17 protein-coding genes are annotated in these 22,541 nt (G+C 46.4%); 11 read left to right on the top strand and 6 right to left on the bottom strand.

Features of this window, described 5'->3' with window-relative positions:
* Nucleotides 1-2: 2 nt before the first annotated feature.
* Nucleotides 3-1,646: an ABC transporter permease subunit gene (locus WCK19_RS14260; RefSeq protein ID WP_342398061.1), complete on the top strand. Its 1,644-nt coding sequence runs from the start codon at nucleotides 3-5 to the stop codon at nucleotides 1,644-1,646.
* A gap of 69 nt (nucleotides 1,647-1,715) precedes the next feature.
* Here WCK19_RS14260 and WCK19_RS14255 read toward each other — a convergent pair whose 3' ends face one another.
* Together WCK19_RS14255 and WCK19_RS14250 are read right to left on the bottom strand one after the other, a co-directional pair.
* Nucleotides 1,716-2,486: a CoA-transferase gene (locus WCK19_RS14255; RefSeq protein ID WP_342398060.1), complete on the bottom strand. Its 771-nt coding sequence runs from the start codon at nucleotides 2,484-2,486 to the stop codon at nucleotides 1,716-1,718.
* Nucleotides 2,486-3,454, bottom strand: coding sequence for a CoA-transferase (locus WCK19_RS14250; RefSeq protein ID WP_342398059.1), 969 nt, complete (start codon nucleotides 3,452-3,454; stop codon nucleotides 2,486-2,488). Before WCK19_RS14250 ends, WCK19_RS14255 begins: the two co-directional genes overlap by 1 nt.
* A gap of 492 nt (nucleotides 3,455-3,946) precedes the next feature.
* Here WCK19_RS14250 and WCK19_RS14245 point away from each other — a divergent pair, with 492 nt between their 5' ends.
* Entirely contained in the window at nucleotides 3,947-5,620 is a 1,674-nt protein-coding gene (locus tag WCK19_RS14245; protein ID WP_342398058.1) for a glycerol-3-phosphate dehydrogenase/oxidase, read from the top strand.
* Nucleotides 5,621-5,717: 97 nt separating this feature from the next.
* Nucleotides 5,718-6,251: a hypothetical protein gene (locus WCK19_RS14240; protein WP_342398057.1), complete on the top strand. Its 534-nt coding sequence runs from the start codon at nucleotides 5,718-5,720 to the stop codon at nucleotides 6,249-6,251.
* A 188-nt stretch (nucleotides 6,252-6,439) separates the two neighbouring features.
* Here WCK19_RS14240 and WCK19_RS14235 read toward each other — a convergent pair whose 3' ends face one another.
* The 4 genes from WCK19_RS14235 to WCK19_RS14220 all read right to left on the bottom strand — a co-directional run bounded on the left by WCK19_RS14235 (nucleotide 6,440) and on the right by WCK19_RS14220 (nucleotide 11,659).
* Nucleotides 6,440-7,789 (bottom strand): metallopeptidase TldD-related protein, encoded by a 1,350-nt coding sequence (locus WCK19_RS14235; RefSeq protein WP_342398056.1) that lies wholly within the window; start codon nucleotides 7,787-7,789, stop codon nucleotides 6,440-6,442.
* Nucleotides 7,790-7,792: 3 nt separating this feature from the next.
* Nucleotides 7,793-9,301 carry a TldD/PmbA family protein gene (locus WCK19_RS14230; RefSeq protein ID WP_342398055.1) on the bottom strand — a complete coding sequence of 503 codons (1,509 nt, stop codon included), beginning with the start codon at nucleotides 9,299-9,301 and terminating at the stop codon, nucleotides 7,793-7,795.
* A gap of 31 nt (nucleotides 9,302-9,332) precedes the next feature.
* Nucleotides 9,333-9,845, bottom strand: coding sequence for a GNAT family N-acetyltransferase (locus tag WCK19_RS14225; RefSeq protein ID WP_342398054.1), 513 nt, complete (start codon nucleotides 9,843-9,845; stop codon nucleotides 9,333-9,335).
* Between the two features lie 605 nt (nucleotides 9,846-10,450).
* Complete coding sequence (locus WCK19_RS14220; RefSeq protein ID WP_342398053.1) at nucleotides 10,451-11,659, bottom strand: WD40 repeat domain-containing protein; 1,209 nt, start codon at nucleotides 11,657-11,659, stop codon at nucleotides 10,451-10,453.
* Nucleotides 11,660-11,911: 252 nt separating this feature from the next.
* Here WCK19_RS14220 and WCK19_RS14215 point away from each other — a divergent pair, with 252 nt between their 5' ends.
* From WCK19_RS14215 to WCK19_RS14180, 8 genes are all read left to right on the top strand, one after another.
* Nucleotides 11,912-12,112 carry a Uma2 family endonuclease gene (locus tag WCK19_RS14215; protein ID WP_342398052.1) on the top strand — a complete coding sequence of 67 codons (201 nt, stop codon included), beginning with the start codon at nucleotides 11,912-11,914 and terminating at the stop codon, nucleotides 12,110-12,112.
* Nucleotides 12,113-12,229: 117 nt separating this feature from the next.
* On the top strand, nucleotides 12,230-14,899 hold the full coding sequence (gene priA, locus WCK19_RS14210) for a primosomal protein N' (RefSeq protein WP_342398051.1): 2,670 nt from the start codon (nucleotides 12,230-12,232) through the stop codon (nucleotides 14,897-14,899).
* A gap of 81 nt (nucleotides 14,900-14,980) precedes the next feature.
* Entirely contained in the window at nucleotides 14,981-15,523 is a 543-nt protein-coding gene (gene def / locus WCK19_RS14205; RefSeq protein ID WP_342398050.1) for a peptide deformylase, read from the top strand.
* A gap of 296 nt (nucleotides 15,524-15,819) precedes the next feature.
* On the top strand, nucleotides 15,820-17,112 hold the full coding sequence (locus tag WCK19_RS14200) for a hypothetical protein (protein WP_342398049.1): 1,293 nt from the start codon (nucleotides 15,820-15,822) through the stop codon (nucleotides 17,110-17,112).
* Nucleotides 17,081-18,241 (top strand): DNA (cytosine-5-)-methyltransferase, encoded by a 1,161-nt coding sequence (dcm, locus tag WCK19_RS14195; protein ID WP_342398048.1) that lies wholly within the window; start codon nucleotides 17,081-17,083, stop codon nucleotides 18,239-18,241. The genes WCK19_RS14200 and dcm overlap by 32 nt, the downstream gene beginning before the upstream one ends.
* A gap of 599 nt (nucleotides 18,242-18,840) precedes the next feature.
* The gene (locus tag WCK19_RS14190; protein WP_342398047.1) at nucleotides 18,841-19,545 is read left to right on the top strand and encodes a PIG-L deacetylase family protein; all 705 of its coding nucleotides are present in this window, start codon (nucleotides 18,841-18,843) and stop codon (nucleotides 19,543-19,545) included.
* 70 nt (nucleotides 19,546-19,615) lie between these two features.
* Complete coding sequence (rsgA, locus tag WCK19_RS14185; protein WP_342398046.1) at nucleotides 19,616-20,689, top strand: ribosome small subunit-dependent GTPase A; 1,074 nt, start codon at nucleotides 19,616-19,618, stop codon at nucleotides 20,687-20,689.
* 98 nt (nucleotides 20,690-20,787) lie between these two features.
* Nucleotides 20,788-22,455, top strand: a complete 1,668-nt coding sequence (locus tag WCK19_RS14180) for a DUF885 domain-containing protein (RefSeq protein ID WP_342398045.1) — start codon at nucleotides 20,788-20,790, stop codon at nucleotides 22,453-22,455.
* The last annotated feature ends 86 nt before the right edge of the window (nucleotides 22,456-22,541 follow it).

Raw genomic sequence — 22,541 nt, 5'->3', positions numbered from 1 at the left:
CCATGATGTTCCGCAATATATTCCTCAAAACGCTGCGAGACACCCGCTACCATATTCTAATTTGGGGCGGCGGTTTTGGGCTACTCATGTTTTTTTACAGCCAAGCCTACAACTCCCTTTTCAGTGGACCCGAACGCGACAAACTAATCAAAGATTATGTCAGCGCGGTTGATTCAATGAGCTTTATCACCGGAAAAGCCTATGATGTGGATACGTTAGGCGGCTTCATTACCGTTGAGTTTATGATTTTCGCCCCGTTGCTTTTTAGCATAGTAGCGTTTTTAATCGGCAGCAATCTAATAAGAGGCGAAGAAGAAAAGGGCAGCCTTGATATTCTACTGAGTACGCCCCATTCGCGCCTTTCGGTATTCTTGCAAAAATCGGCAGGGCTAACCGCAATGCTGCTATTAATCGGCGGATTGGCGGCAGTGGGTTTGGTGGCAGGCGCAGCAACCTTTAACACCGAACTCAGCACAAGCGGCGCATTCCTGCAAATGCTCAACGCCATAGCCGTCAGCCTGATATTCGGTAACATTGCGCTGCTGTTTTCACAGCTTGGTTCACGTAGATGGGCGATTGGCTGGAGCGGCGGTCTTCTTGCTGCCTCCTACTTGCTGAACAGCTTGTCCGAAGTGGTTGATATGCTCAAGTGGATGCGTCCGCTTTCGCCTTTTCATTATTACAACCTGAGCAAGCCCCTTTGCCGTAGCGTGGGCATGGACTGGATGGGGCTGATTATACTGTTAGCGGTCAGCATCCCGTTGGTGATAGCCGCCGCCTATATGTACCTACACCGTGACCATAGCGGGGTGTTTCAGCTATTCCCGCAAAAAGCCGCCCTAGTCGAAAATAAGCGACGCTCGCTGACAGAGCCTAAAGCGCCTTATCTGGCGGGTAGCTTCTGGTTTGCGCTCAAATCGCTGGCTTCAGGCGCTCTCATTTGGGGTTTCAGCATCGCTTCCTATACAGCGCTGCTGCTGGCGATTTTCAATAATATGAAGGATAGCATGTTGAGCCTGTTACAAAGCGATTTTTATAAAACACTAGGCTTCATATCTACCGGAACTAACGAAAACCTGTTGAACCTAATGCTCTTTCTGTTTCTGGTGGCGCTGTTTGCCTCTTATGCCGTGACAATGGCAGCAAGTTGGGCGAACGAGGAAACAGAGGGTAGGCTGGAATTGTTGTTGGCTACCCCACAAGCGCGTTGGAGATTGTTACTATCGCGCTTTGCCGCCAGCCTGATTGCGCTGGCATTCGTGGTTGGCTTGAACTGGCTTATTTTTGAAATAATGCTACAACTGGGAAACGTCAAACTGGTCAATAGCTATTCTATGGAGGCTTTTGCAGGAGGGTTTATACTAAGCGCGGTTATCCTAGCCTTCGGTTTCCTATTTTGCGCTTTCAAGCCGGGCTGGACTATGGGTGCGCTAACTGCGCTGGTAATTATCAGCTTCTTGATTGAGCTTTTGAAAGCAACTTTCAAGTTCCCGGATTGGGTAGTTGATACCTCCCTGTTCCACCACTACGGGCAGCCTATCATCAACGGGCTGGATTGGACGATACAATACATCTTGCTGGGATTGTGCGCCTTGTTTGTAGCTACAGGTATAATGCGCTTCCACTATCGGGATATTGAATCCTGAAATCCGAAACCCTTTGTCTGAATCAAAAAAGCCCCTTGCTATAATATGGCGTAGGGGCTTTTCAGCGTTTTACTTCAAGAAAATGCGGTCTGGGTCAACCACATCCCGCAAAATCCGCAACTCCTCCTGAGAAGGAATCGGAGTTTCTACTGCGTCTTGCGTATCCAGATGAAAGCCCGTATCATCCGATACCTGCTGAGCAGTTAAACCGGGATGATAGCTCTCTAGGTACATTTCGTGGCTCACTGGCTTAAACTTCATAACCGCTTTGGTAGTTACCACCACATGGGGACCGCCTCTGGTCAAGCCCGCTTCCTGACGACTAGAGCCTCCGCTTAACCAACCCGGACTAGTTAGATAGTCAACCTTTTCGGGGAAGCGGCGTTTTTCGTGCAGAGCAATAATAGCGGTGCGGTGCGCGAGGCATGCAATATCAACGGAACCGCCGCTACCGGGGAAGCGCACTTTGGGACGGCGATGGTCTGCGCCAATCGAGGTACTATTGATATTGCCGTAGCGGTCAATCTGCGCCCCGCTGAGGAAGCCCACATCCACGCGCCCGGCTTGCAACACGTAAGTGAACACTTCGCTCAAACCCGCCGCAGTCGCCGCGCCGCGCATTACGCGGGGGTCGCCTACCGACATGGGCAAATGCGCCAAACGACTCGCCATCGTACCGGCTTCAAAAATGATGCAGCAATCGGGCGCGTGAGTGCGCTGCGCCAACATCGCGCCAAGCATCGGCAAGCCCGTACCCGCAAAAACAACCTCACCATTTTTAATCTGACGAGCGGCAGTAACCGCCATCAATTCGGTCAGAGTGTAGCTATATTCTGCCATTAGTCCAGTCTCCTCCGTTTCAGGTTAGGGCTGTAACCGTAAACAGGGTCAGCCTTCAAGCCACTGAGCCGTTCTTCCCCGCCGATAGCTTGCAAATACTCGGCGTGGTTTTTCACACCATACACATATTTATCAAGATATTGTTGGAAAGTTGCGTCATCCTCCGAACCATCATGATAAACTTTTAGCTGGCGCGGGTCATAATCGTAATACTTGAAAACGGCATAAGGGTGTGACCCATAAGGAACATGGCAAACATGCTTAACCGCGAAATAAGGAAGCAGGTTGCGCTCTGGCTCTTGGCGCAATTGATCCTCATCCACAATTTCCTCCGCCGTAACAATCACGGTATCGGCGCATAAAGCCTGCTGCACATCCGCGAAGGTTTGCCCCTCAATCCGTACCACACCATTAATAGAAGCTTTCTGCACATGGATAACCGCAAACTCGGTGTGAATCGCCGGAACCAGCGCCACTTTTTCGCCCGGAGCAAAGGGAGAATTCATTACTTCCAGCTTTTTGGAAGCGGTGCGAGGGTCGGCAAGGCGTTGTTCTGGCGTTAAAACTTCCTTTGTCAGCACATCGCTACCGAGCAAACTGCGAATGGGCATAAACGGAATACCCATCGCTCCCGCCGTAAAGCGCGAAACCATCGCAAAGTTGCTGTAATCTTCCCACTCTATTTGCCCCCGCTCTACTGCCAGCCTCCAGCGTGAACCGATAGTATTAAAAGCTTCATCGGCTTCATACGCCAATTCCACCCGCTTTACGCAACCCGCGCCGATAAGAATATCCCAATCGCCGCCGGGAGAATGCCCAAAAAGATATAGATTGCGTCGCCTGAGCCGGATAAGCTCATGAATAAAAGCCATAGGATGGCGTTGCGTAGTGAAACCGCCAAAAGATATGGTTGCCCCATCCGGCACCATAGCAGCAGCTTCCGCCAACCCGATTAGTTTGTTCGACATCGAACTTCCTCCTAAAATTGTGAGGTGTATTGAAAAGCAGGTATAAAAGAATAGCTACAAACTCTAGCCCGTTACCCCACGGGTTGCATACAAAAAAGCGACTTTCTATAATCAATCCAACTACAGCTTTAGATTTACAGTATGTTATCACAAAACTTGTAGCGTGAAAAATTGTCTAATCTATAGGCAATCATTATTGTTCTTATTCATCATTTTTATGGGAGTTCGGGAGCAATATAAAGAAGGGCTACGGGTTAATCTTCTTGGCTTATTAACATTGGAATACCGACCTTGCAACCGCATTAGGTCAAATAATTTAAAATCATTGACGAAGTTCACGTTTAGAGCTAAAATTAATAAGTATGGAAATTAATTGAGAATTCGGAGAAATGGAGAAAGGTTCTCTCTTGATGGCTCGGCGCTTCTTTGTTTTGGAGTGTTCGCCTGATGGGGTAGAGCCTTTTTTATTTGCATGAAAAGAGGCACTATATTATGGAAGCCAGCAATCGCTTAAATAAGCTGGACGGGCAGCGTCTCGATTTAGTCGTTATTGGGGGCGGCGTAATCGGCAGCGGAATTGCCAGCGATGCGGCAAGTAGAGGTTTGCGGGTCGCGCTATTCGAGAAAGAGGATTACGCCTGTGGAACTAGCAGCCGTTCCACCCGCCTCATTCATGGCGGTTTGCGCTACCTTGAAATGTTCGATTTCGGGCTGGTGCGGCAAGACCTTAAAGAACGGGAAATGCTCTTGCGAAACGCCCCCCACCTTGTAAAGCCCTTGCCCTTTATGGTACCAATGTATAACAAGAGCCTATTCTACCGCCTGAAAATGCGGGTAGGCATGGCGCTTTACGATGTGCTAAGCTACGATAAATCCCTTCGCAATCATCGCTTTTACAGCAAGCAGCAAACCCTCGAAATGGAACCTAATTTGAAGGAAAAAGGCTTACAGGGTTCATTCATCTACTATGATGCTCAAGCGCCTTACACCGAACGGCTTGTTATAGAAAATATCGTCAGCGCGGAAAGCAAAGGCGCGTTGTGCTTCAACCATGTAAAGGCGCTAAAAGCCGTTAAAGAAGGGGACAGCATAACCGGAGTGTTAATACGCGATGAGCTTACAGGTATAGAACGCGAAGTCAAGGCGCGTTTAGTAATCAATGTGACGGGTCCATGGCTCGACCCGGTAGATGAAACGATGATAGGAACGCCATCGCACCGGGTACGCAAAACCAAAGGCATCCACTTCACCGCAACCAACGTAACCACCAACGCAATGGTTCTTTTCGCCGAAAGCGATAACCGCCTGTTCTTTGTAATCCCATGGTTGGGCTATGCTTGGGTCGGCACTACCGATACCGATTTCACGGATGAGCTTGAAAGCGTGCGAGCAGACCGCGAAGATGTGGAATATCTGGCGGCAAGTGTCAAGCAGGTTTTCCCCAATGCCGATTGGGATAAGATTTTTTATACCAACGCCGGGGTGCGTTCGCTAGTAATGAAAGAAACCAGTCAAGGTATGAGCGAATCGGCGGTTTCGCGCAAGCATGCCATAGTGGATTTCGAGAAGAAACAGGGCTTGAAAAATTATCTCTCGGTGGTGGGCGGCAAATTAACCGCCTATCGGGGAATCGCTGAAGAAGCTACCGATGCCGCTCTGGAAAAATTGGGGTTGCGCTGCGCGGGTCAAACCGCAACTGAGAAACTTCCCGGCGCACAATTCGAGGGTTCTTTCGAGCAGTTCATCCTGACAATGGCAGAAGAAGGCACAACCATCGGCTTGAGCGTGGCACAGATTAAATACCTTTCAACCCTCTACGGTAGCCGTATCACCGAAATATTCGAGATAGTCCGGGCAAATCCGGCTCTTGCAAAACCCTTACATAGCGCGTACCCAGATGCGCGGGCGCAAGTTAAACACGCAGTAGAACGCGAGCAATGCCTAACCCTACGCGATTTTATGATGCGCCGCTGTGGGCTATATTTCTCGAAGAATCAGGGTCAACAAGCAATCGAAGCTGTCAGCCACGAAATGGCAGCGTTATTAGATTGGGATGAGGCTCGCCGGCAAGCGGAAATTGAAGCCTATCAAATTGAAGTGGGCTGGACGCAAGAATGGAAAGAAAACCCCTCCCTCCCTAACAAATCGCCGGCAGCAATCCGATAATTGGGGTTAAAGGTAGCTACAACTACTTACGAATCAAGCGGAGTACAATATGCTAAGTAATGAACCGAAACGGTTGTTAAGAAGGGAGAGAGGAAATATGTGGCGTTTGCATATATTATTGCTGCTTTGTATATCAGCGCTGCTTCGTTCTTTACGCCTGCATATCGGCTTAATCAACGAAAAGGGTACGCCTAATCCCGATACAGCTTACAATGTGGACGAGCTTGAATATTCCCACGCTGTTTACGCAAGATTAGAAACGGGCAGAGAAGTTGATTATTACAGCTTCGAGGCAGAAGCAGGTTTTGTGCCGCGCCTAATGCTTTTCGTAACTGCTTCATCTTATAACAAACGCGATTTCCGAGTCAGTATGACCCTTACCGGACCCGGTATCCCGCCTGAAGGGCTTATTCCGTCCGCATTCGCCCACCCATTTAATATTATGGGCGCAGATTACATGCTGTTGCAAAGTCATTATGCGCCTGTCCCCCAGAGCGGACAGTATAAAGTGCGGGTTGACCGCCTTACCGGAGAAGGCGTATATGCCTTCTGCGTAGGTTCAGGCGAGGGCAAGGTTTCCGAACCGGAAATGCTCCAACGTATTATGGAATTACTGGTAGCGGATAATTAAGCGGGCGCAATTGCCCCTGTTTTATGGAAAGAAACGAAGTGTCGAATTATTTGATATTTCGTTTCGATACGTGTCAGCTATATAAAGGCATGGTTTGAGAAAGGCTCTTCTTGCCGATATTGGAACTCTGCACCCGCCGGTACAGGTTAAGCCATTATCAGAAGCAAGAAGAGTTTTTCATTTCCCGCCTATTCTACCAGCACCGAACAGGTCAACTCAATAGCCGGGCTATCTTCAAATGGCTCCCACGAAAACGCGGTATCATCCGCAATAATCGACTCGAAGAAATTGCCGCTGATGGTCGCTTTCACGTTACCCTTGATTTCGCCGTTTTCAACCACCAACGAGCGAGGCGCAGAAAGCGAAAAACGCCCGTTGGTAGTATCCTGAGTGTGCATACCCAATACACTGTACACCAACAAACCATACTCCATCTCTTTTACCATCTGCTTAAAGGCTTTCTTCTCGTCATCCACCAATACATACAAGCCCCCGCCGGGAGTCGGCGCAAAGCCGGTGATACCAGCGTACTTAAGGTCGAGAGAAGGCGCAAACAGCTTGCCGTGCTGAATCAGATAAGATTGCCCACCCGCAATACCCTCGCCCGTAGCGCGACTGGCAGTAGGTTCAAAGGGGCGCAACCCATCAATAAATAGAGAAATATCCTCACGCAAAACCTGCTTTTGTTCCTTGAAATCTTCCAGCTTATAGGCAGCTTGGCGGTTAGATACCGCACTACCCGCCAAATTGCCCGCAATATAGCTCCCCATAAAGGTTGCGCCCACACCCGGAGAGAGAATAATCCGACAACCGTCAGGATTGGGCTTAAATTCGGCTTCTCGCTTCAAATGCTTAGTAGTTACCTTCACATCTTCGATTATCCGTTCAAGCTCGCCCACAGGCGGGATTTTGCGCTTGCCGTAGCCGTTACCGTAAAGGCTATCGGCATAAAAAGAGTAACTATACATCGTGCTAGGATAGGTCAGGTCAATACCTTTTGAATTACGCAAATAACGCATGCTCAGGCTGGCGCTTGCTCCCGCATCCAAAAACTCCACCCCGCTACCGCGCAACTCGGTTTCGCCCTGCTTGAGGGCGCTAAATAGCTCGGTAATATCGCCATCAACAATATTCATAATAGCAGGGTCAAACATCGCTATATCGGGGGTTGGTTGCGGTTCAAGAATGTCAGGCGCACGTTCATCGCTATATGCGCTGGCACGCCACTCCGCCAACCGCTCCCCAAACTCCGGGATAGCGCTTCGGTCTATAGAAGCAAGAGAACGCATCTCATCTTCCCAGATAAGATATAGCCCACCCCCCAAACTATCACGGGCGGTAGCAGGTCCATACACCCCGCCCAATTTATTATCCACTATGCTCAGGGTAACGCTGCGCCCTTCGCTGGCATCAAACCGCCATCCCTTAATTTTGGGAACATTGGCATATGCGCCCATTTCGGCTTTCCGCAACAATTCCACCAACTGGTCGGCATAATCGCTGTAGGGTATATTGACGGGTAAATTTTCAGGCAACATACACTAATCTCCCCCTATGGTTACATTCTCGTTGCGGTCAATTACAATAAAGCTGTTTGCTCCTCCGCTACTAGGAACAGATTGTCCTGCTTTGCCGCAATGCCCTTGCGCGTCCAACAAAACTGGTCCAATTCCGGCAAGAATCGAATGAAGCGCGGACAGCACTTTCCCGCTGAAAATTGCGGGCTGGTAGAGCTTAGGATTGCCATTTTCCAACTCATGCAACGCATAAATGCTGGCGCAGTTAAACACAAAATCGCCATCTTTGGGGTTTACCTGCCCACCCTTATAACCGGAAAGGTACAACACCTGCTCATCCGCTTGCATCAAGCCGTTGGAGAGCAGCGCCTCGCGCAGTTCAAGGGGAGTCACCAATTCAAAACGGGTAGCTAAGGGGATAGGATTAGCCACACTAATACGGATATTGCTCATACGCGGAATCGGCAAATTGCGATAGCTTTCGATGCGTTCTGCCCCGGTAATCGGCACGCCCGCTTTAGCGGCTGAAAACAAATCCGCCAACCCTGCCCGCAAAACCCCATCCTTCAGAATTTCAACGGTCTGGCGTGGCATGCCATTTGCGCTAATCGGCTGATAAGCGTAATCGCCTAGCTCCGAACCATCAGTAATAGTCACGCCGGTAGCCGCCAATTGTTCGCCCAGCCGCATTTTGCCATCCTTGCCCAAAATGCTGGTTTCCATGCCGTCAGTTTCGCTGGCATGCCCGAAAGCCTCATGCGCCAACCCTTTTGCCAGCGCGTAATCTATCACCAACTTATAATTGCCGCCCCGAACACGCGGCGCATCCACCAATTTTTGCGCCAAATCAGCCATTTTACGGGCGCGTAAATCCAGCTTTTCACTATAAGCGTTGTCCAGCAACACTGAGACATCGGGTCCGCTCACCGCCGCATAGGTACTTACGGCAGTGCCGCTTGCCCCAGTCAAAGTAATATTTGCGCCTACCGCTGCGTGTGGAAGGTCGAAACTGATGTCGGTTCCATCGCTGCGTACAATGCGCCAATGTGTATCGTTTACCCAGTGTGAGCTTCGCACCGCAAGATTTGTGCCATACTCCCGGATTTGTTCATTACATTCTTTCAGGCGTTGCACCTGTTCTTCGTAAGAAGTTTCAGTGAGGGTTTTATAATCGGTAGCGACTGTCTGAATACCATTTGAAGCAATCTCAAAAACGGCGCGGTTCGGTTCAGCGCCAAAACCTCTACTACTGAACGCCAGTTTCGCGGCAGTTTCCACGATTTTGTGGGCAGATTCTGGCGTAACCCTATCGCTGGAAGCAAAGCCGGTATAGCCTTCGCGGGTAAAAACGCTTACGCCTACGCCCATACCGCTACCGGTACTGATTCCTTCCAACCTTCCATTGTTAATGGTCATGCTACGCCCCTGAGTATCCATTATGCGTCCTATAGCATAGACATCCAGTTCAAGGGCGCGGCGTAACAACACCTCTACCGTATCATCATATTTTGTTACCCTGAGTTTCTTGGGCATTTATCACTCCTGTCCCGTGTTACTGCAATATTTATACAAGGTCACGGCGCATCACCATTTGAAAATCCTCAAACCCTTTCTTATGCCAGAAAAACGTACCAAGCTGGTTTCGCAAATCAACCTCAAGTTGGAGGCGACTAACGTTTGCATGTCGAAACCAAGCGAAGGCAGCGTCTAGCAAAAGTTCTGCGCCGCCGCGACCTCTAAAATTTTCATCAATCCACAAATCGGCTATATACCCAAAACGATTTTGAATAAACAGGGGGGCTTCGTAGTGGAAACTAGCAAGTATATACCCACAAGCGGTATTCCCATCAAGCGGGAAAAGTAAAATCCTCAACCACTCCTCAGAAGCAAGCGAACGCTTAAGCCATTGCATACTCCCTTGCTGCCAACCTTCATCAGTCTGCCAATCTGAGTGGAGCAACGCATGATAATCGTACATGCGGGTCATCAGAGCCACAAATTGCTCGATTAACCCATCCACCTCTAAAGGCTCAGTATTCTGGTCAAGGTTTATAAGCCTAAACTCATTAGTCTGCATAACTACCTAAGTCCCTATTAAACAATGAATTTAGTATAGCACAATCATCGTTTAAGGTTGTTGCAAGGACAAAAATGGGGCGGGGAGATAGCCGTCAAAGCTGCCAGCAGTCGCGCAGGGTTGTTTCTTGTCTTCGTCATTACTGCATTTTCTGGAAAAATCATTCCACAATCCTTATTCTTTCATGCTTCTTTGTTGCCAAAAACTTTTGTCGCTTGTACGGTACGATACCGGCGCGTGTGTAAGGCAAACTAACCATAGCAGACGTTTAATTCGCTGCCACAATCATTATAACAATCGATTCTAACAGGATTCTAACAAATTACCCGTTTTTAAGGGTTTTTTCAAACTTCCACATTAAATGATTATTAAGATTTTCAGAGCGCTCGCAAACAAACGCGCATCATCGAGGGCAAGAGCAACCTCCCACAAACCACCAAGAGAATTAACCCGTAGTCGCCCTTACCAATTTCCCCCTAAACCTTATAAATCGGTATTAGCGAAGTATCCCCGTGTAAGTCCAGCAATTGCAAACTGGTAGAATTGCGTAGCAGCCATAAATCCGAGCTTAGCCTTTCTAAAGCCACGCATAGAACCTTTCCGCATTAAAGCCCCACGATTTCCCATACTTTGATAGAACCATCCCAATGACCTGTAGCAAGTAGCTTGCCATCGGGCGAAAGAGTGGAAACGATAAACCCAGCGGTTTGGGCAGTTTGGGCAATAATAGTGCTGTAAAGTTCCTTGCCAGAAGCCACATTCCATAGATTTACACTGCTATCCGAGAGACTACCGCTAACAATATTCTTCCCATCAGGGCTAAATGCTACCGAAAAGACCTCGCCCGAATGACCCGTAAGGCTGTTGAGCAATTTGCCCGATGTCGCATCCCACAGCTTGATGGTATTATCGCCACTGCTGGCAAGGCTCTTTCCGTCCGGGCTAAACGTTACCGACCTGACATAGCCAGAATGACCAGTGAGAGTGTTGAGCAAGTTGCCGGAATTGGCATCCCACAGCTTGATTTCTTCATAACTCCCGCTGGCAAGGCTCTTTCCGTCCGGGCTAAACGCTACCGATTCGACATAGTTAGAATAACCCGTGAAGGCGCGAAGTTCCTTGCCAGAAGCGACATCCCACAACCTAACGCTTTTATCCATGCTACAACTGGCAAGGCTCTTTCCGTCCGGGCTGAAAGCTACCGATTCGACATCGCCCGAATGACCCGTAAGAGTGTTGAGCAATTTGCCAGAATTGGCATCCCATAGCCTGACGGTTTTATCGCCACTACCGGAAGCAAGGGTTTTCCCGTCCGGGCTGAAAGCTACCGATTCGACAGAGTCCGAATGCCCAGTAAAAGTGTTGAGCAAGTTGCCGGAATTGGCATCCCATAGCTGGATAGCTTTATCACCACTACCGGAAGCGAGGGTTTTCCCGTCCGGGCTAAACGCTATTGATTCGACAGAAATACCGGGAAGGGCATGCGGCGTAGAGTAGCGAAGTTTCAGGGCGAGTTGGTTGTTAGTCGCTTGTGTGGTAGCTACTGCACCGCTCGTAGTCGGTGCGACTGTAGCGCTTGGAAGCACGGTAGTTGTTGCAACCGCCGCAGTTGTGGCTACGGCTGTAGCGCTTGGAAGCACGGTAGTTGTTGCAACCGCCGCAGTTGTGGCTACGGCTGTAGTGGTTGAAAGAGCGGTAGTTGTGGGGGCAAGGGTGGCAGTATTATCCCCGCAAGCCTCCAGAAAGAACGTTAATAGCAGTAACGTTAGCAGCACATAAAAAAAAGCAGGGTTTGCTTGTGTCGTTCTTTTCATAAAATCTCCATTACTCCATTATAGAAAGCGCCATCAATGCCATGCCACCGACAAATTTCTTCAACCCATATTAGAGCAATTCCCCCTTGATGGTTTACTAATATTTTACAATTGGCGACCTGTAAAATCCCAGAGATGAGAGCAAGCTCAAATTGTTAAATAATGAAACGCCCTGTATTTAAGCCGTGAACGTTGGGTTGGCGGTATTTTTGATGCTATAATTATACCGCAAAAAGAAAAAAAGGGATGAAAATGACTGGCACCTTATCTAAACACTTCTTCAGCCCAGAAGAATACTTGGCGTTAGAGGAGACCGCAGAATATAAAAGTGAATATTATAACGGCGTTATATTTGCAATGGCTGGCGGTTCACTTAATCACAACCGAATCACCAGCAAAATATTGCGCTTAGAGGGCAAGAGCAACCTCCCACAAAACCGCCAAGAAAATTAACCCGTAGGGGATACGCCCTGCCTCCTATTAAGAACAAGTTTTCCAAATAAAGGGACAGAATGTTATAATACTCTCTCGAAAGCTAGACTACAACCATTGACATTGCAGGTTGAAAGATTGACCGAAGCTAACTTACCGTTACCGCTCGCCGATTCGGAAGAACCGCAAAAAGCTCGCCTGTATGCCGAGATAGCGGTGGAATCGCAAGGTACTCTCCTTAGCGGGCTAACTTATAGCGTGCCGAAACAGCTTGAAGAAATCATTCAGCCGGGACAACTGGTATGGGTGCCGCTTCGCAATCGTCAGGCGCAAGGTATCGTGCTGAATCTGGTTAATGAGCAACCGGATTTTCCTACCCGCAATCTATTACAAATCGTAGATAAACGCCCTTTATTGGCAACTTACCAGCTAAAATTGGCGCATTGGCTTTCTGAATATTACTGCGCTGGACTTTACGAGTGCGCTATTTTAATGCTTCCTACGGGTTTTACCAGATACGCTAAACCAACTTTGCTATTGGCAGACGAAGCGCGAGAGGGGTTATTGCCTGCCGGGTTAAGCAAAAACGAGTATTTTCTAATAGAGCTATTGCGCCAAATGATGGGCGAGCCTACCGCCGAGAATGAAGAAACAAAAAGCGAGCCGCTTTTGAGCGAGGCACAGAAGCAATATAGCGTAAAACGAGCAAAATCCGGCTTTGAAAAAGCGGTTAAGAGCTTAGAAGAGTCAAATTTGGTAAAGCGCGGCTTCTTCCTACCGCGCCCCGGCATCAAACCCCAAATAAAACTGTTTGCGCGTCTATCTCCGCTGATTTCGCTAGAAGACGAGAGCTTGCTAAAAAAATTGGCGCGAGCTAAAAAGCAAAAAACCGTACTAGAGTATATTAACGCTTCCGCAGAACTGGACTACCTGCTACCCGCAGACGAAATCTGCGAAGCAACCGGAGTACAGCTGGCTTTTTTGCGTGCTATGGCAGAGAAAGGTTTGCTGGAAGTAGAGGAACGAGAAGTCAGACGTGACCCGCTGGCGAATCGCCCACAGCGAGAACGCGCCGAAGAACCCCCTATTCTCACCTACCGTCAAGCGCAAGTATGGCGCGAATTGCTAGATGGTCTCCAAACTCCCGGTTATAAAACTTATCTGCTACATGGGGTAACGGGCAGCGGTAAAACCGAACTCTACCTACGGGCTATCGCGCGAACCTTGCGGGAGGGCAAACAAGCAATCGTACTAGTTCCTGAAATCGCCCTCACCGCCCAAACAGTGGATCGCTTTGCTGCTCGCTTTCCCGGTAAAGTAGCGGTTAGGCATAGCAAGCTCTACCCCGGTGAGGCTTACGATGAGTGGAGGCGCACCCGCGAGGGCGAAGCGCAAATTGTCATAGGGGCGCGTAGTGCGGTTTTTGCCCCACTCGTCAATCCCGGCTTGATAATTATAGACGAGGAGCATGAAGGTAGCTACAAACAGGACGATTCAGAGGGTCGGCTTGGCATGCCGTTGTACAATGCGCGGGAAGTAGCGTGTGAAATTGGACGGTTAACCGGAGCAAAGGTTATTCTTGGTAGCGCAACCCCATCTATAGAGAGCTATTTCCGAACGCAAATGGGCGAATTTAAGCTGCTAGAATTGCCCGAACGGGTGGCTGCGCCGCATGCCGCTACCGAAACCTCCCTTGATAAAACGGTGGGTACACTTCCGCTACCGCCTATCCAAATTGTAGATTTACGCCAAGAGTTAAAATCGGGCAATACCAGCATATTCAGCCGAGTCTTGCGCCAGCAACTCAAACAAACGCTAGAGCGAGAGCATCAAGCAATCCTTTTTTTGAACCGGCGCGGCACTGCTACCGTTGTAATGTGCCGAGATTGCGGTTATAACGAGCAATGCCCGGATTGCGAAACACCGTTGGTATGGCATGCCGACCTCGAAATATTAATCTGTCATCGCTGTGGGCGACACGCGCCCCATCCGGTACGCTGCGCCAACTGTAATAGCTTGCGTATTCGATATTTCGGAACAGGCACAAAGCGGGTGGAAGAAGAAGTTCTAAAACTCTTTCCCCAAGCGCGGGTTTTGCGCTGGGATCAGGATACCATCGGGGAAGGCGGGAGGGATAGTTACCAAACCCTTTACGATAAAATGGCAAAGCATCAAGCGGATATTCTGGTCGGCACCCAAATGATAGCCAAAGGGCTAGACTTGCCGCTTGTTTCGCTGGTAGGTGTGGTAACTTCCGATACCGGCTTATACTTGCCCGATTTCAGAGCAACCGAGCGCACTTTTCAAATTCTAACGCAGGTAGCGGGCAGAGCAGGTCGCCGAACCAATTCAAGAGGGGTTGCCCGCGCTATTCTCCAAACCTATACCCCAGACCAATACGCAATACAAGCTGCCAGCCGTCACGATTATATCTCTTTCTACCGCCAAGACCTTGAGTTCCGGGCGCAAAGATTATATCCGCCCTTTTGCAAGCTCATCAAGTTTGTATATGCCTACCCTAAAGAGGAACGCGCTAAGCTTGAAATTGAGCGAGTAGCCGCCGACTTGAAATTTCAGTTTAACGAACTGGATATTCCCCCCGAAAGTTGGAGCATGGTGGGTCCCGCTCCCGCGTTTCAGCGAAAGTACAAGGGGTTGTATCGCTACCAATTTGTTCTACGCATCATCCGAGCCGAAAGCCTTCCACCAAACGAGGCTGAACTATCTATCCGGCAAGTTATAAGGCGCTTGCGCCCACAGCTTGTTCACGGCTGGACTTTAGACGTTGACCCACAAAATATGCTGTAATATAATTTAAGTAGAGGATACTATTCAAATTTATAAAAGGGAAGTCAACGCCCCTTTATTTATAAAAGTCGGAGTGATTTTATGGCATTATTGAAAATTCTAACAGATGATAACCCGCGCCTACGGCTTAAATCCCAGAGAGTCGTCAAGTTTGATAAAGACCTACGACAGTTAGCCACAAATTTGATAAAGACCATGCAGCAATCTAATGGGGTTGGTATCAGTGCGCCACAGGTTGGCGAATTGATTAAACTCATTGTGTTGGATATTCCAGAAGATATGGAGTACGATGGAAGTTCCGCCTTCAAAGCGGTTGTTGTCAACCCTGAGATTGTAAAATGCGAGGGCGAGCAGTTGGGCGAAGAAGGCTGCCTGAGCGTGCCGGGCTGGTATGGTGAGGTTAAACGCTTCAAGCACATCGTCGTTAAAGGTCAAGATATATTCGGTAAACCCGTAAAATACAAAGCCAGCGGCTTCAATGCGGTAGTTTTCCAACATGAAATTGACCATCTGAGCGGTATCCTGTTCACCGATTTGGTACTTCCTAACACCTTGCACAAATCCAAAGCAGCAGAAGAAGCTATGAAAGACGAAATCGAGGAAAAAGTGGGCGAATCCGTTTAACCCACATATAAACGCGAGGGTACATATATGATAATGTACTCTCTTTTTTTTGCTTGCAGGGCTGTTGCGTTTGGTTCAAACTTTTCAAAAAGTGGAACAGCAATTAGGTCAAGTACGAATACATGATGGGTCAAAGTAAATGCGACATAGGAAGCATCAATTTTTAAATGTATAAATCCTGAGTAATTAGCTCAGGAAGTAGCATTTAAAGGGACATACTGTTAGAATTGAGTAAGTAATTTTATCTTGCCTTTGCATAAACGCCAGAATTTTTCCAACAGTTAAGGAGTTATTTTTTGGGCAACAAATCAAAAACCTATAAACAAGAAATCACAAAGGAAATTGGAGAGCCTGATAGTGATTGGGTTAAAAATGCTATTGATAAAGCTACTCAAATAACAGTAGCCTCTCATGAGGAAGATTTGGCTAAAATTCTTATAGAAAAGGCTTTTCAAACACATAAGATAGTAGGAATAGACTTTGGAATTGCTTTGGCAGCTGCATTTGATTTATTTGTAGCAGCAGAATACTACAAAAGCGTGACAAATACTGGCTGGTTTTACTGTCCAGAAGGGGAACCGCACTTATTTTTCCCTTTTACCAACGTATGCCCCCGTTGTGTTGTAACTGGTAAGTTTCGATTTGAATCGGCTAATAAACCAGAATCCGGTCAAATTGGACAATCTACTTCTAGGTTGTTAGCCATTTTTTTATATCAGCTTTTCAAGAGGTCAAGCCGGACTTTAATAATTTACCGAGGAATTGAACCAGTCGATATGATTATCTATGATAGACAGAATAATATTGTTTTATTAGCTGAAGTTAAAGCGGCTCCACTTACTACACTTGCATTAGCTACTGTGAGTGAGGCTTTGCAAGAGTCTATCGATGGGAATTTAGTCTTTGTTTCTGAACACAAGCCTTCAACCGTTCCAGTGCTTCATACAGCTGAGTTATTTCTTTCTTTACCTATAGTAGAGGAGGATAAAACTGCAATTAAGTTATTTAGTTTAGGTGTTCGAGGAACTCAAGATAGCCTTACTTGGGCTTATAAACGAATAACAGATATAGTATCGACTACCCAGTCATTTTTCGAAGATTATATAAAGTTTTGGTTAGTAGCTTATAAAAGCTATGAAACACGCAATGAGGATAAATCAAATTTCTATTGGCTGACAAATGCTTGTGGTCATCCTACCCCTATACCTTCTGGTTGGAAAATGCGAGGGGGTAGAAATTCTGGATATGAGTCTGTTTCTGATGGTAAAACTAGTGTAGGTATGGATAGAACTGATGATATTAAAAAAGGAATTTATCAAGTTCTAAAGATTGGGGCTGAAAGTAAACCTAGACCGAGTCAATTTGAAGTGAGGACTGCTTTAATTTCTAACATCCACGCTGTACGACATTATCCTGAATATTTGACCGCCCTCGATGATGTTGTATGGACGTTGTCTAAGGACAAGAAAGTAAAAAAAGCCGAAGATTTGCCTCCAGATGCTGCTATTTACAATTTATTTGACGGAATAATCTCATTTACAGAGAGTCATATTAGAGATGAATGGATTAGCAAAAATTTCCAATTTTGATTACAAATTTGTAAATCGAGAAATGGAGGCTACTAAAGTTTCGAACCATATTGCTCGTAAGGCAGGGGAACTTGTACAACGCAGAATAGACTTATTAAAAATCGGGCAAAAAATGCAAGACTTGCCAGAGGAGCTTTGGCATGAAAGTTTCAGGTTTTACGTTAAGGAAGACCCCAATCGCAAAGGCGGTCCTAACTTACGAATGATAAGGCTCTACCCTGACAAACCCTCTCCTACTGTTACAGGGTATATTTTTAATAAATTCGTACATCCCTATGAAAATCGCTTTATCACAGTAAGAGAAGCCGCACGCTTACAGGGGTTTCCTGATGAAGTCGCCTTTCAAGGTAGTCTTACTAGTACGCAGTTACAGGTAGGAAACGCAGTTCCTGTGCCTTTGGCGAAAGCAGTTTTTGAGTCCCTATTACAGTCTGTAAATGAACAATTTGGTATTAGTCAAAATCTTACAGCCTTAAGTTTATTCAGTGGCGCTGGTGGTATGGATATTGGTTGTGAGCAAGCAAGTTACCAATCACAAAACATAATTACCAAAATATCTACTGATTTTTGGCACGATGCCTGCGAAACCCTCCAAAATTATTATGGATCTAATGCTAGAGTAATAGAACAAGATATTACAAAAATTGAAAATCCCTACGATTTTTGGAAAGAATATTCAGGTGAAAGCAAAACGCCTGATTTGATATATGGAGGACCCCCTTGCCAAGCTTTTAGTCAGGCAGGCAGGCAAAAAGCACGTGACGATGTTAGAGGAAACCTTATATTTGAGTTTCTTAAATTCGTTCAGATATTGAGACCTAACTTTTTTATTTTGGAAAATGTGTCAAATTTGAAGGGCGTAGGCAAGGGTATTCTATATAAGCAACTGATAGAGGAAATCAATCTATTGGGTTACAACCTCAATGTGGGTCAGTTATTAGCTGCAAATTTTGGCGCTCCCCAAATGCGTTATAGGCTTATTTTTATGGGATGTCGCAATGATATTGGACGATTAACCTTACCAGTGCCTACACATGATATCTATCCGTCCTTATTTACAAAATCATATTTGACAGTTCAAGAAGCATTTCGAAACCTTCCAAGCGCTTCATTTAAAACAAAGTTATAAAATACTTTGAAGCAATGTTCCTTTCGAGTGCAAGTCCCAATTATCATGGATTATGCGTTTAGTTCAAACTTCTCATGAAAGCTAAAGCAAACGCAACTAGTACTGGCTTTTGTTAATAAAACAATGATTTGGCAAACTCAAATAGCCCATCTAACCATTGGTTAATTTTCAGAACGCTATACTAGTGGGTCAAGTTGCAAATAAATTGCCTATCAAATCAAGCATTTTGAGCTTAGAGCAATGGCAACTCAATTGCGGCGTGACCCACTAGGGTATCAAGAGGGACAAGCTCAAAGTAAGCGCATCAAAGTTGGTATCTATTTCCAAACGCATTTTCTCTCTTTTTTTGCTTGCTTACCTATTGACTTTATATCTTCAGAATGCTATTATGCTTGGGACAAGCTTTAACCAAAATCTCAAATAGCTTGTTAGAAGTATAAGGAGGTGATGCCCATGATTGATAACTGTAAGGGCATCGCCGGAGAGCTAGTTCGCTAGTTCAACAGCGATGCCCATTAACTGCCTCGGCAGTATAAAAAAGCCGCAACCAGTCCGCTGGAATGCGGCTTTTTGAATTGTAGAAAGGATTTATTTCAAATATGAATATAGATATTCCCCATAAGGCGTTGGTGGTGGGGGCGCACCCGGATGATGCTGAGTTTGGTTGCGCCGGTACAGTCGCAAAATGGACTCGCGCCGGCTGTGAAATCCACTATCTGATGCTAACCAGCGGCGACAAAGGCTCTGAAGACCTCGAAGCCGACCTAGTGGAGTTGCGCCAGATTCGCGAACAGGAACAACTTGAAGCGGCAAAGCTACTTGGGGTAGCGGGTTGCACCTTCCTACACCTAAGTGATGGAGAAGTTGTCAATAATCTTGAGTTGCGGGGATTGATAGTACGAGAAATACGCCGCTTCAAACCCGAAGTAATCTTCACATGGGACCCGCTAACCCGCCTCTATCGGATGCACCCCGACCATCGCGCTTGTGGGCAAGCCACACTCGATGCCGCTTTTCCCGCTGCTATGATGCCCCATAGCTACCCGGAGCATTTACGCAAAGAAGGGCTAAGTGTTCACCGCACCAAACGGCTGCTATTATTCGGTACAGATGACCCCGATTATGTAAGCGACATCAGCCAAACACTCGAATTGAAATTCGAGGCGATGGGCAAACATCCTAGCCAATTCAGCATAGACAATCCAGCCTTCATAGAGCGCATGACAAAACGCGCTCAGAATGCCGCCAAAGAACAACCTTTTGAATTTGGCGAAGGCTTCAAGCTAGTACAGTTAGAAACGTAACGATGGGCAACTGCCCTATACCAGCGCAGGCGCTTTCCGAAAGCTTATCCTGTTTGTTATAATAAAATCTATGGACAAGGCAAAAATTACTCTTGAAAATTTGGGTTACAATAAATTCTTCGAATCAAATCGAGAGAATCTTGGATTGACAAAATATCCAGTAGCAAGAATAGTTGCGGAATATAGAGAAGTATATAGAGTAAGAAATATAGAAGGGGAATTTCTTGCTAAAGTTACTGGAAAACACATGTTCACTGCAATAAAAAGGGAAGATTATCCTGCTGTGGGAGATTGGGTAATTATTGAGGAATTACCCGAAAACAAAGCAATTATTAGGGGGATTTTGCCAAGAAAAACAATACTTAAGAGAAAATATAGCAACAAACAAGAGAATCAAATAATTGCAGCTAATATAGATACGGCTTTTATTGTTGAGTCTATGGATAGAGATTACAATCTTAACCGATTTGAAAGATTTTTTGTTCTCGCAATCGAAGGAAATATAACCCCTGTTATGATACTTAACAAAATCGACTTAATATCAAAAATCGAATTAGATAATAGAATTAACAAAATACAAAATAGGTTTGCTTCGGTCAACATCATTGCAACTAGTACCGTTACGAGAGAGGGATTAGATGATTTAAGGAATTATATTAAAATGGGGGAAACATATTGTTTCTTAGGTTCATCCGGGATAGGTAAATCTTCTCTTATAAATAGGTTGCTTCAAAAAGATGAAATAAAAACAAGAGAGATGAGTTTGGTTACTGGTAAAGGCAAACACACAACAACTACTAGAGAAATGTATTTTCTAGAAAATGGAGGGCTTGTGGTTGATAATCCAGGAACTAGAGAAGTGGGGATAGCAGATTCAGATATGGGAATAGAAGGAGTGTTTGATGAAATAAGTCAGTTGTCCAAAGAATGTAGATATTCTGATTGTACACATATGCACGAACTTGGTTGTATGGTTTTGAAAGCAGTAGAGGAGGAAAAGCTAGATAAAGACAAATACACTAATTTCATAAAGCTAAAAAAGGAAGCTGAATTTTATAAAATGACCGATGTAGAGAAAAGAGAAAAAGACAGAAAATTTGGCGAATTTGTTAAAAAGGCTAAAAATAGGCTTAAGGATAATTAAACAACCCCTCAAATTGAATTTGGCGAAGGCTTCAAGCTAGTACAGTTAGAAACGTAACTATTCCCCTCATGCTAAAACATTCTGGAAGGAAACAAAAAGTGTCTGCCACAACTGATAACGAAACTCTTGAAACGCTTATAGATATTTACATCAAAGATTTGCTAGAGACATTCCCCATAGTGGGTACCGCTTGCGGGTTACATGCATACGATGGACAATTGCCCGATACCAGCGCAAGCGCTTTCCGAAACCGTATCCTGCAATTAAAAGAATTTAGGGAACGAGTGCGAATAAGCCCCCTTTCGCCAGATGATAAGGAAAATAGGTTCGACCACGAACTCCTATTACACTGTATTGACAAAGAATTATTCTCGCTGGAAGAAATGCGCGAACACGAAATCAGCCCATTGTATTACGGGGGTTTAACCGATGTCAGCGCGTACATAAAACGGGATTATGCGCCGCTAGAACAGCGCCTTGAAATGGTCGTCCAGCATCTAGAAAAGCTCCCGAAAGCCTTGACGCAAGGACTCGAAAACCTTGAGATGGCATTATCGCGCCCTGCGTTGGAAACCGCGCTAGAAATGTTCAAAGGCATTATCACCTACCTTGAAGGGGATGTAACCGCGCAGTTTGTGGAGTTGAACAACGCCACGTTAACCGCACAGTACACCGCCGCTTGCCGGAAAGCCGTTGAAGCAATAAACAACTACATAGATGGTCTAGAAAAGCGTCTTCCGCTTTCTCATACTAACTTTGCCATAGGCGCAGAACGCTATCGTAGAATGCTTTTCTTCGGGGAAATGGTCGGACTTCCTCTGGAGGAACTGTTTGAAGTGGGGCAACAAAACCTCCGCGATACTCAGGAATTGCTAAGGGTTGCTTGCCAAAAATTCGCGCCCGGTCTTACGGTGCAAGAAGCAATGGCAAAAATGGCGCGGCATCATCCCACCCCTGAAAGCATAATAGCCGATACCACCGCCAAACTGGAAGAAGTGCGCCAATTTCTAATCCAGCACAATATTATAAGTGTGCCAAGCGAAGTCCGTTGTATAGTGGCGGAAACACCCCCTTTTATGCGGTGGGCTTTCGCTTTTATGGATACTCCCGGCGCATTTGAGGAAGTCGCTACCCAAGCATACTACTACATCACCCCAGTAGAAACCCACTGGACTGCGCAACAAAAAGAGGAATGGTTAACCAATTTCGATTACTTTACCCTACAGGATGTCAGCATCCATGAAGCCTATCCCGGTCATTATTTACATTACATGCATTTCAAATTATTGAACAATAGATTACGGCGCATGCTATGGTCTGCCAACTACTGTTATTCTTTCGTGGAAGGTTGGGCGCATTACACCGAGCAAATGATGATAGAGGAAGGCTACGGCGCAGATGACCCGCGCTATCAGATGTCGCAGCTTTCCGAAGCCCTATTGCGGAATTGCCGCTATGTGGTTTCTATCATGATGCACACTCAAGGCATGAGCGTGGAAGATGCCACCCGCTTTTTTATGGATAACGCCTATATGGAAGAAACCCCTGCCGTCAGCGAAGCGCGGCGCGGCACTTTTGACCCCGGCTACCTAAATTATACTTTGGGTAAATTGCTGATTCTCAAGTTGCGCGAGGATTACAAAAAGGAAAAGGGGGATGCCTTCAATCTGCGCGAATTTCATAACCAACTATTGGCATATGGAGCGCCACCGATTCCGCTGGTAAAAACTATGCTCTTGAATCATAACAACGGCGAATTGCTTTAAATAATAGCAAATCATGGGAAGGGCGGTTCCCGAACCGCCCCATAAGCATCAAGCTAAGGGAAAAGAGAGGGAAACAAAGCAGTTAG

This window comes from Candidatus Chlorohelix sp. (genome assembly GCF_037138995.1).
In the GTDB taxonomy this organism is placed as follows: domain Bacteria; phylum Chloroflexota; class Chloroflexia; order Chloroheliales; family Chloroheliaceae; genus Chlorohelix.
Note: the sequence above shows the minus strand (reverse complement) of the source record. Positions and strands in the feature narration are given on the sequence as shown.

Bases quoted from the DNA above. Each gene is read 5' to 3' on its own strand.
- WCK19_RS14260 (WP_342398061.1), top strand. From the start codon at position 3: ATGATGTTCCGCAATATATTCCTCAAAACGCTGCGAGACACCCGCTAC.
- WCK19_RS14255 (WP_342398060.1), bottom strand. From the start codon at position 2,486: ATGGCAGAATATAGCTACACTCTGACCGAATTGATGGCGGTTACTGCC.
- WCK19_RS14250 (WP_342398059.1), bottom strand. From the start codon at position 3,454: ATGTCGAACAAACTAATCGGGTTGGCGGAAGCTGCTGCTATGGTGCCG.
- WCK19_RS14245 (WP_342398058.1), top strand. From the start codon at position 3,947: ATGGAAGCCAGCAATCGCTTAAATAAGCTGGACGGGCAGCGTCTCGAT.
- WCK19_RS14240 (WP_342398057.1), top strand. From the start codon at position 5,718: ATGTGGCGTTTGCATATATTATTGCTGCTTTGTATATCAGCGCTGCTT.
- WCK19_RS14235 (WP_342398056.1), bottom strand. From the start codon at position 7,789: ATGTTGCCTGAAAATTTACCCGTCAATATACCCTACAGCGATTATGCC.
- WCK19_RS14230 (WP_342398055.1), bottom strand. From the start codon at position 9,301: ATGCCCAAGAAACTCAGGGTAACAAAATATGATGATACGGTAGAGGTG.
- WCK19_RS14225 (WP_342398054.1), bottom strand. From the start codon at position 9,845: ATGCAGACTAATGAGTTTAGGCTTATAAACCTTGACCAGAATACTGAG.
- WCK19_RS14220 (WP_342398053.1), bottom strand. From the start codon at position 11,659: ATGAAAAGAACGACACAAGCAAACCCTGCTTTTTTTTATGTGCTGCTA.
- WCK19_RS14215 (WP_342398052.1), top strand. From the start codon at position 11,912: ATGACTGGCACCTTATCTAAACACTTCTTCAGCCCAGAAGAATACTTG.
- def (WP_342398050.1), top strand. From the start codon at position 14,981: ATGGCATTATTGAAAATTCTAACAGATGATAACCCGCGCCTACGGCTT.
- dcm (WP_342398048.1), top strand. From the start codon at position 17,081: ATGAATGGATTAGCAAAAATTTCCAATTTTGATTACAAATTTGTAAAT.
- WCK19_RS14190 (WP_342398047.1), top strand. From the start codon at position 18,841: ATGAATATAGATATTCCCCATAAGGCGTTGGTGGTGGGGGCGCACCCG.
- rsgA (WP_342398046.1), top strand. From the start codon at position 19,616: ATGGACAAGGCAAAAATTACTCTTGAAAATTTGGGTTACAATAAATTC.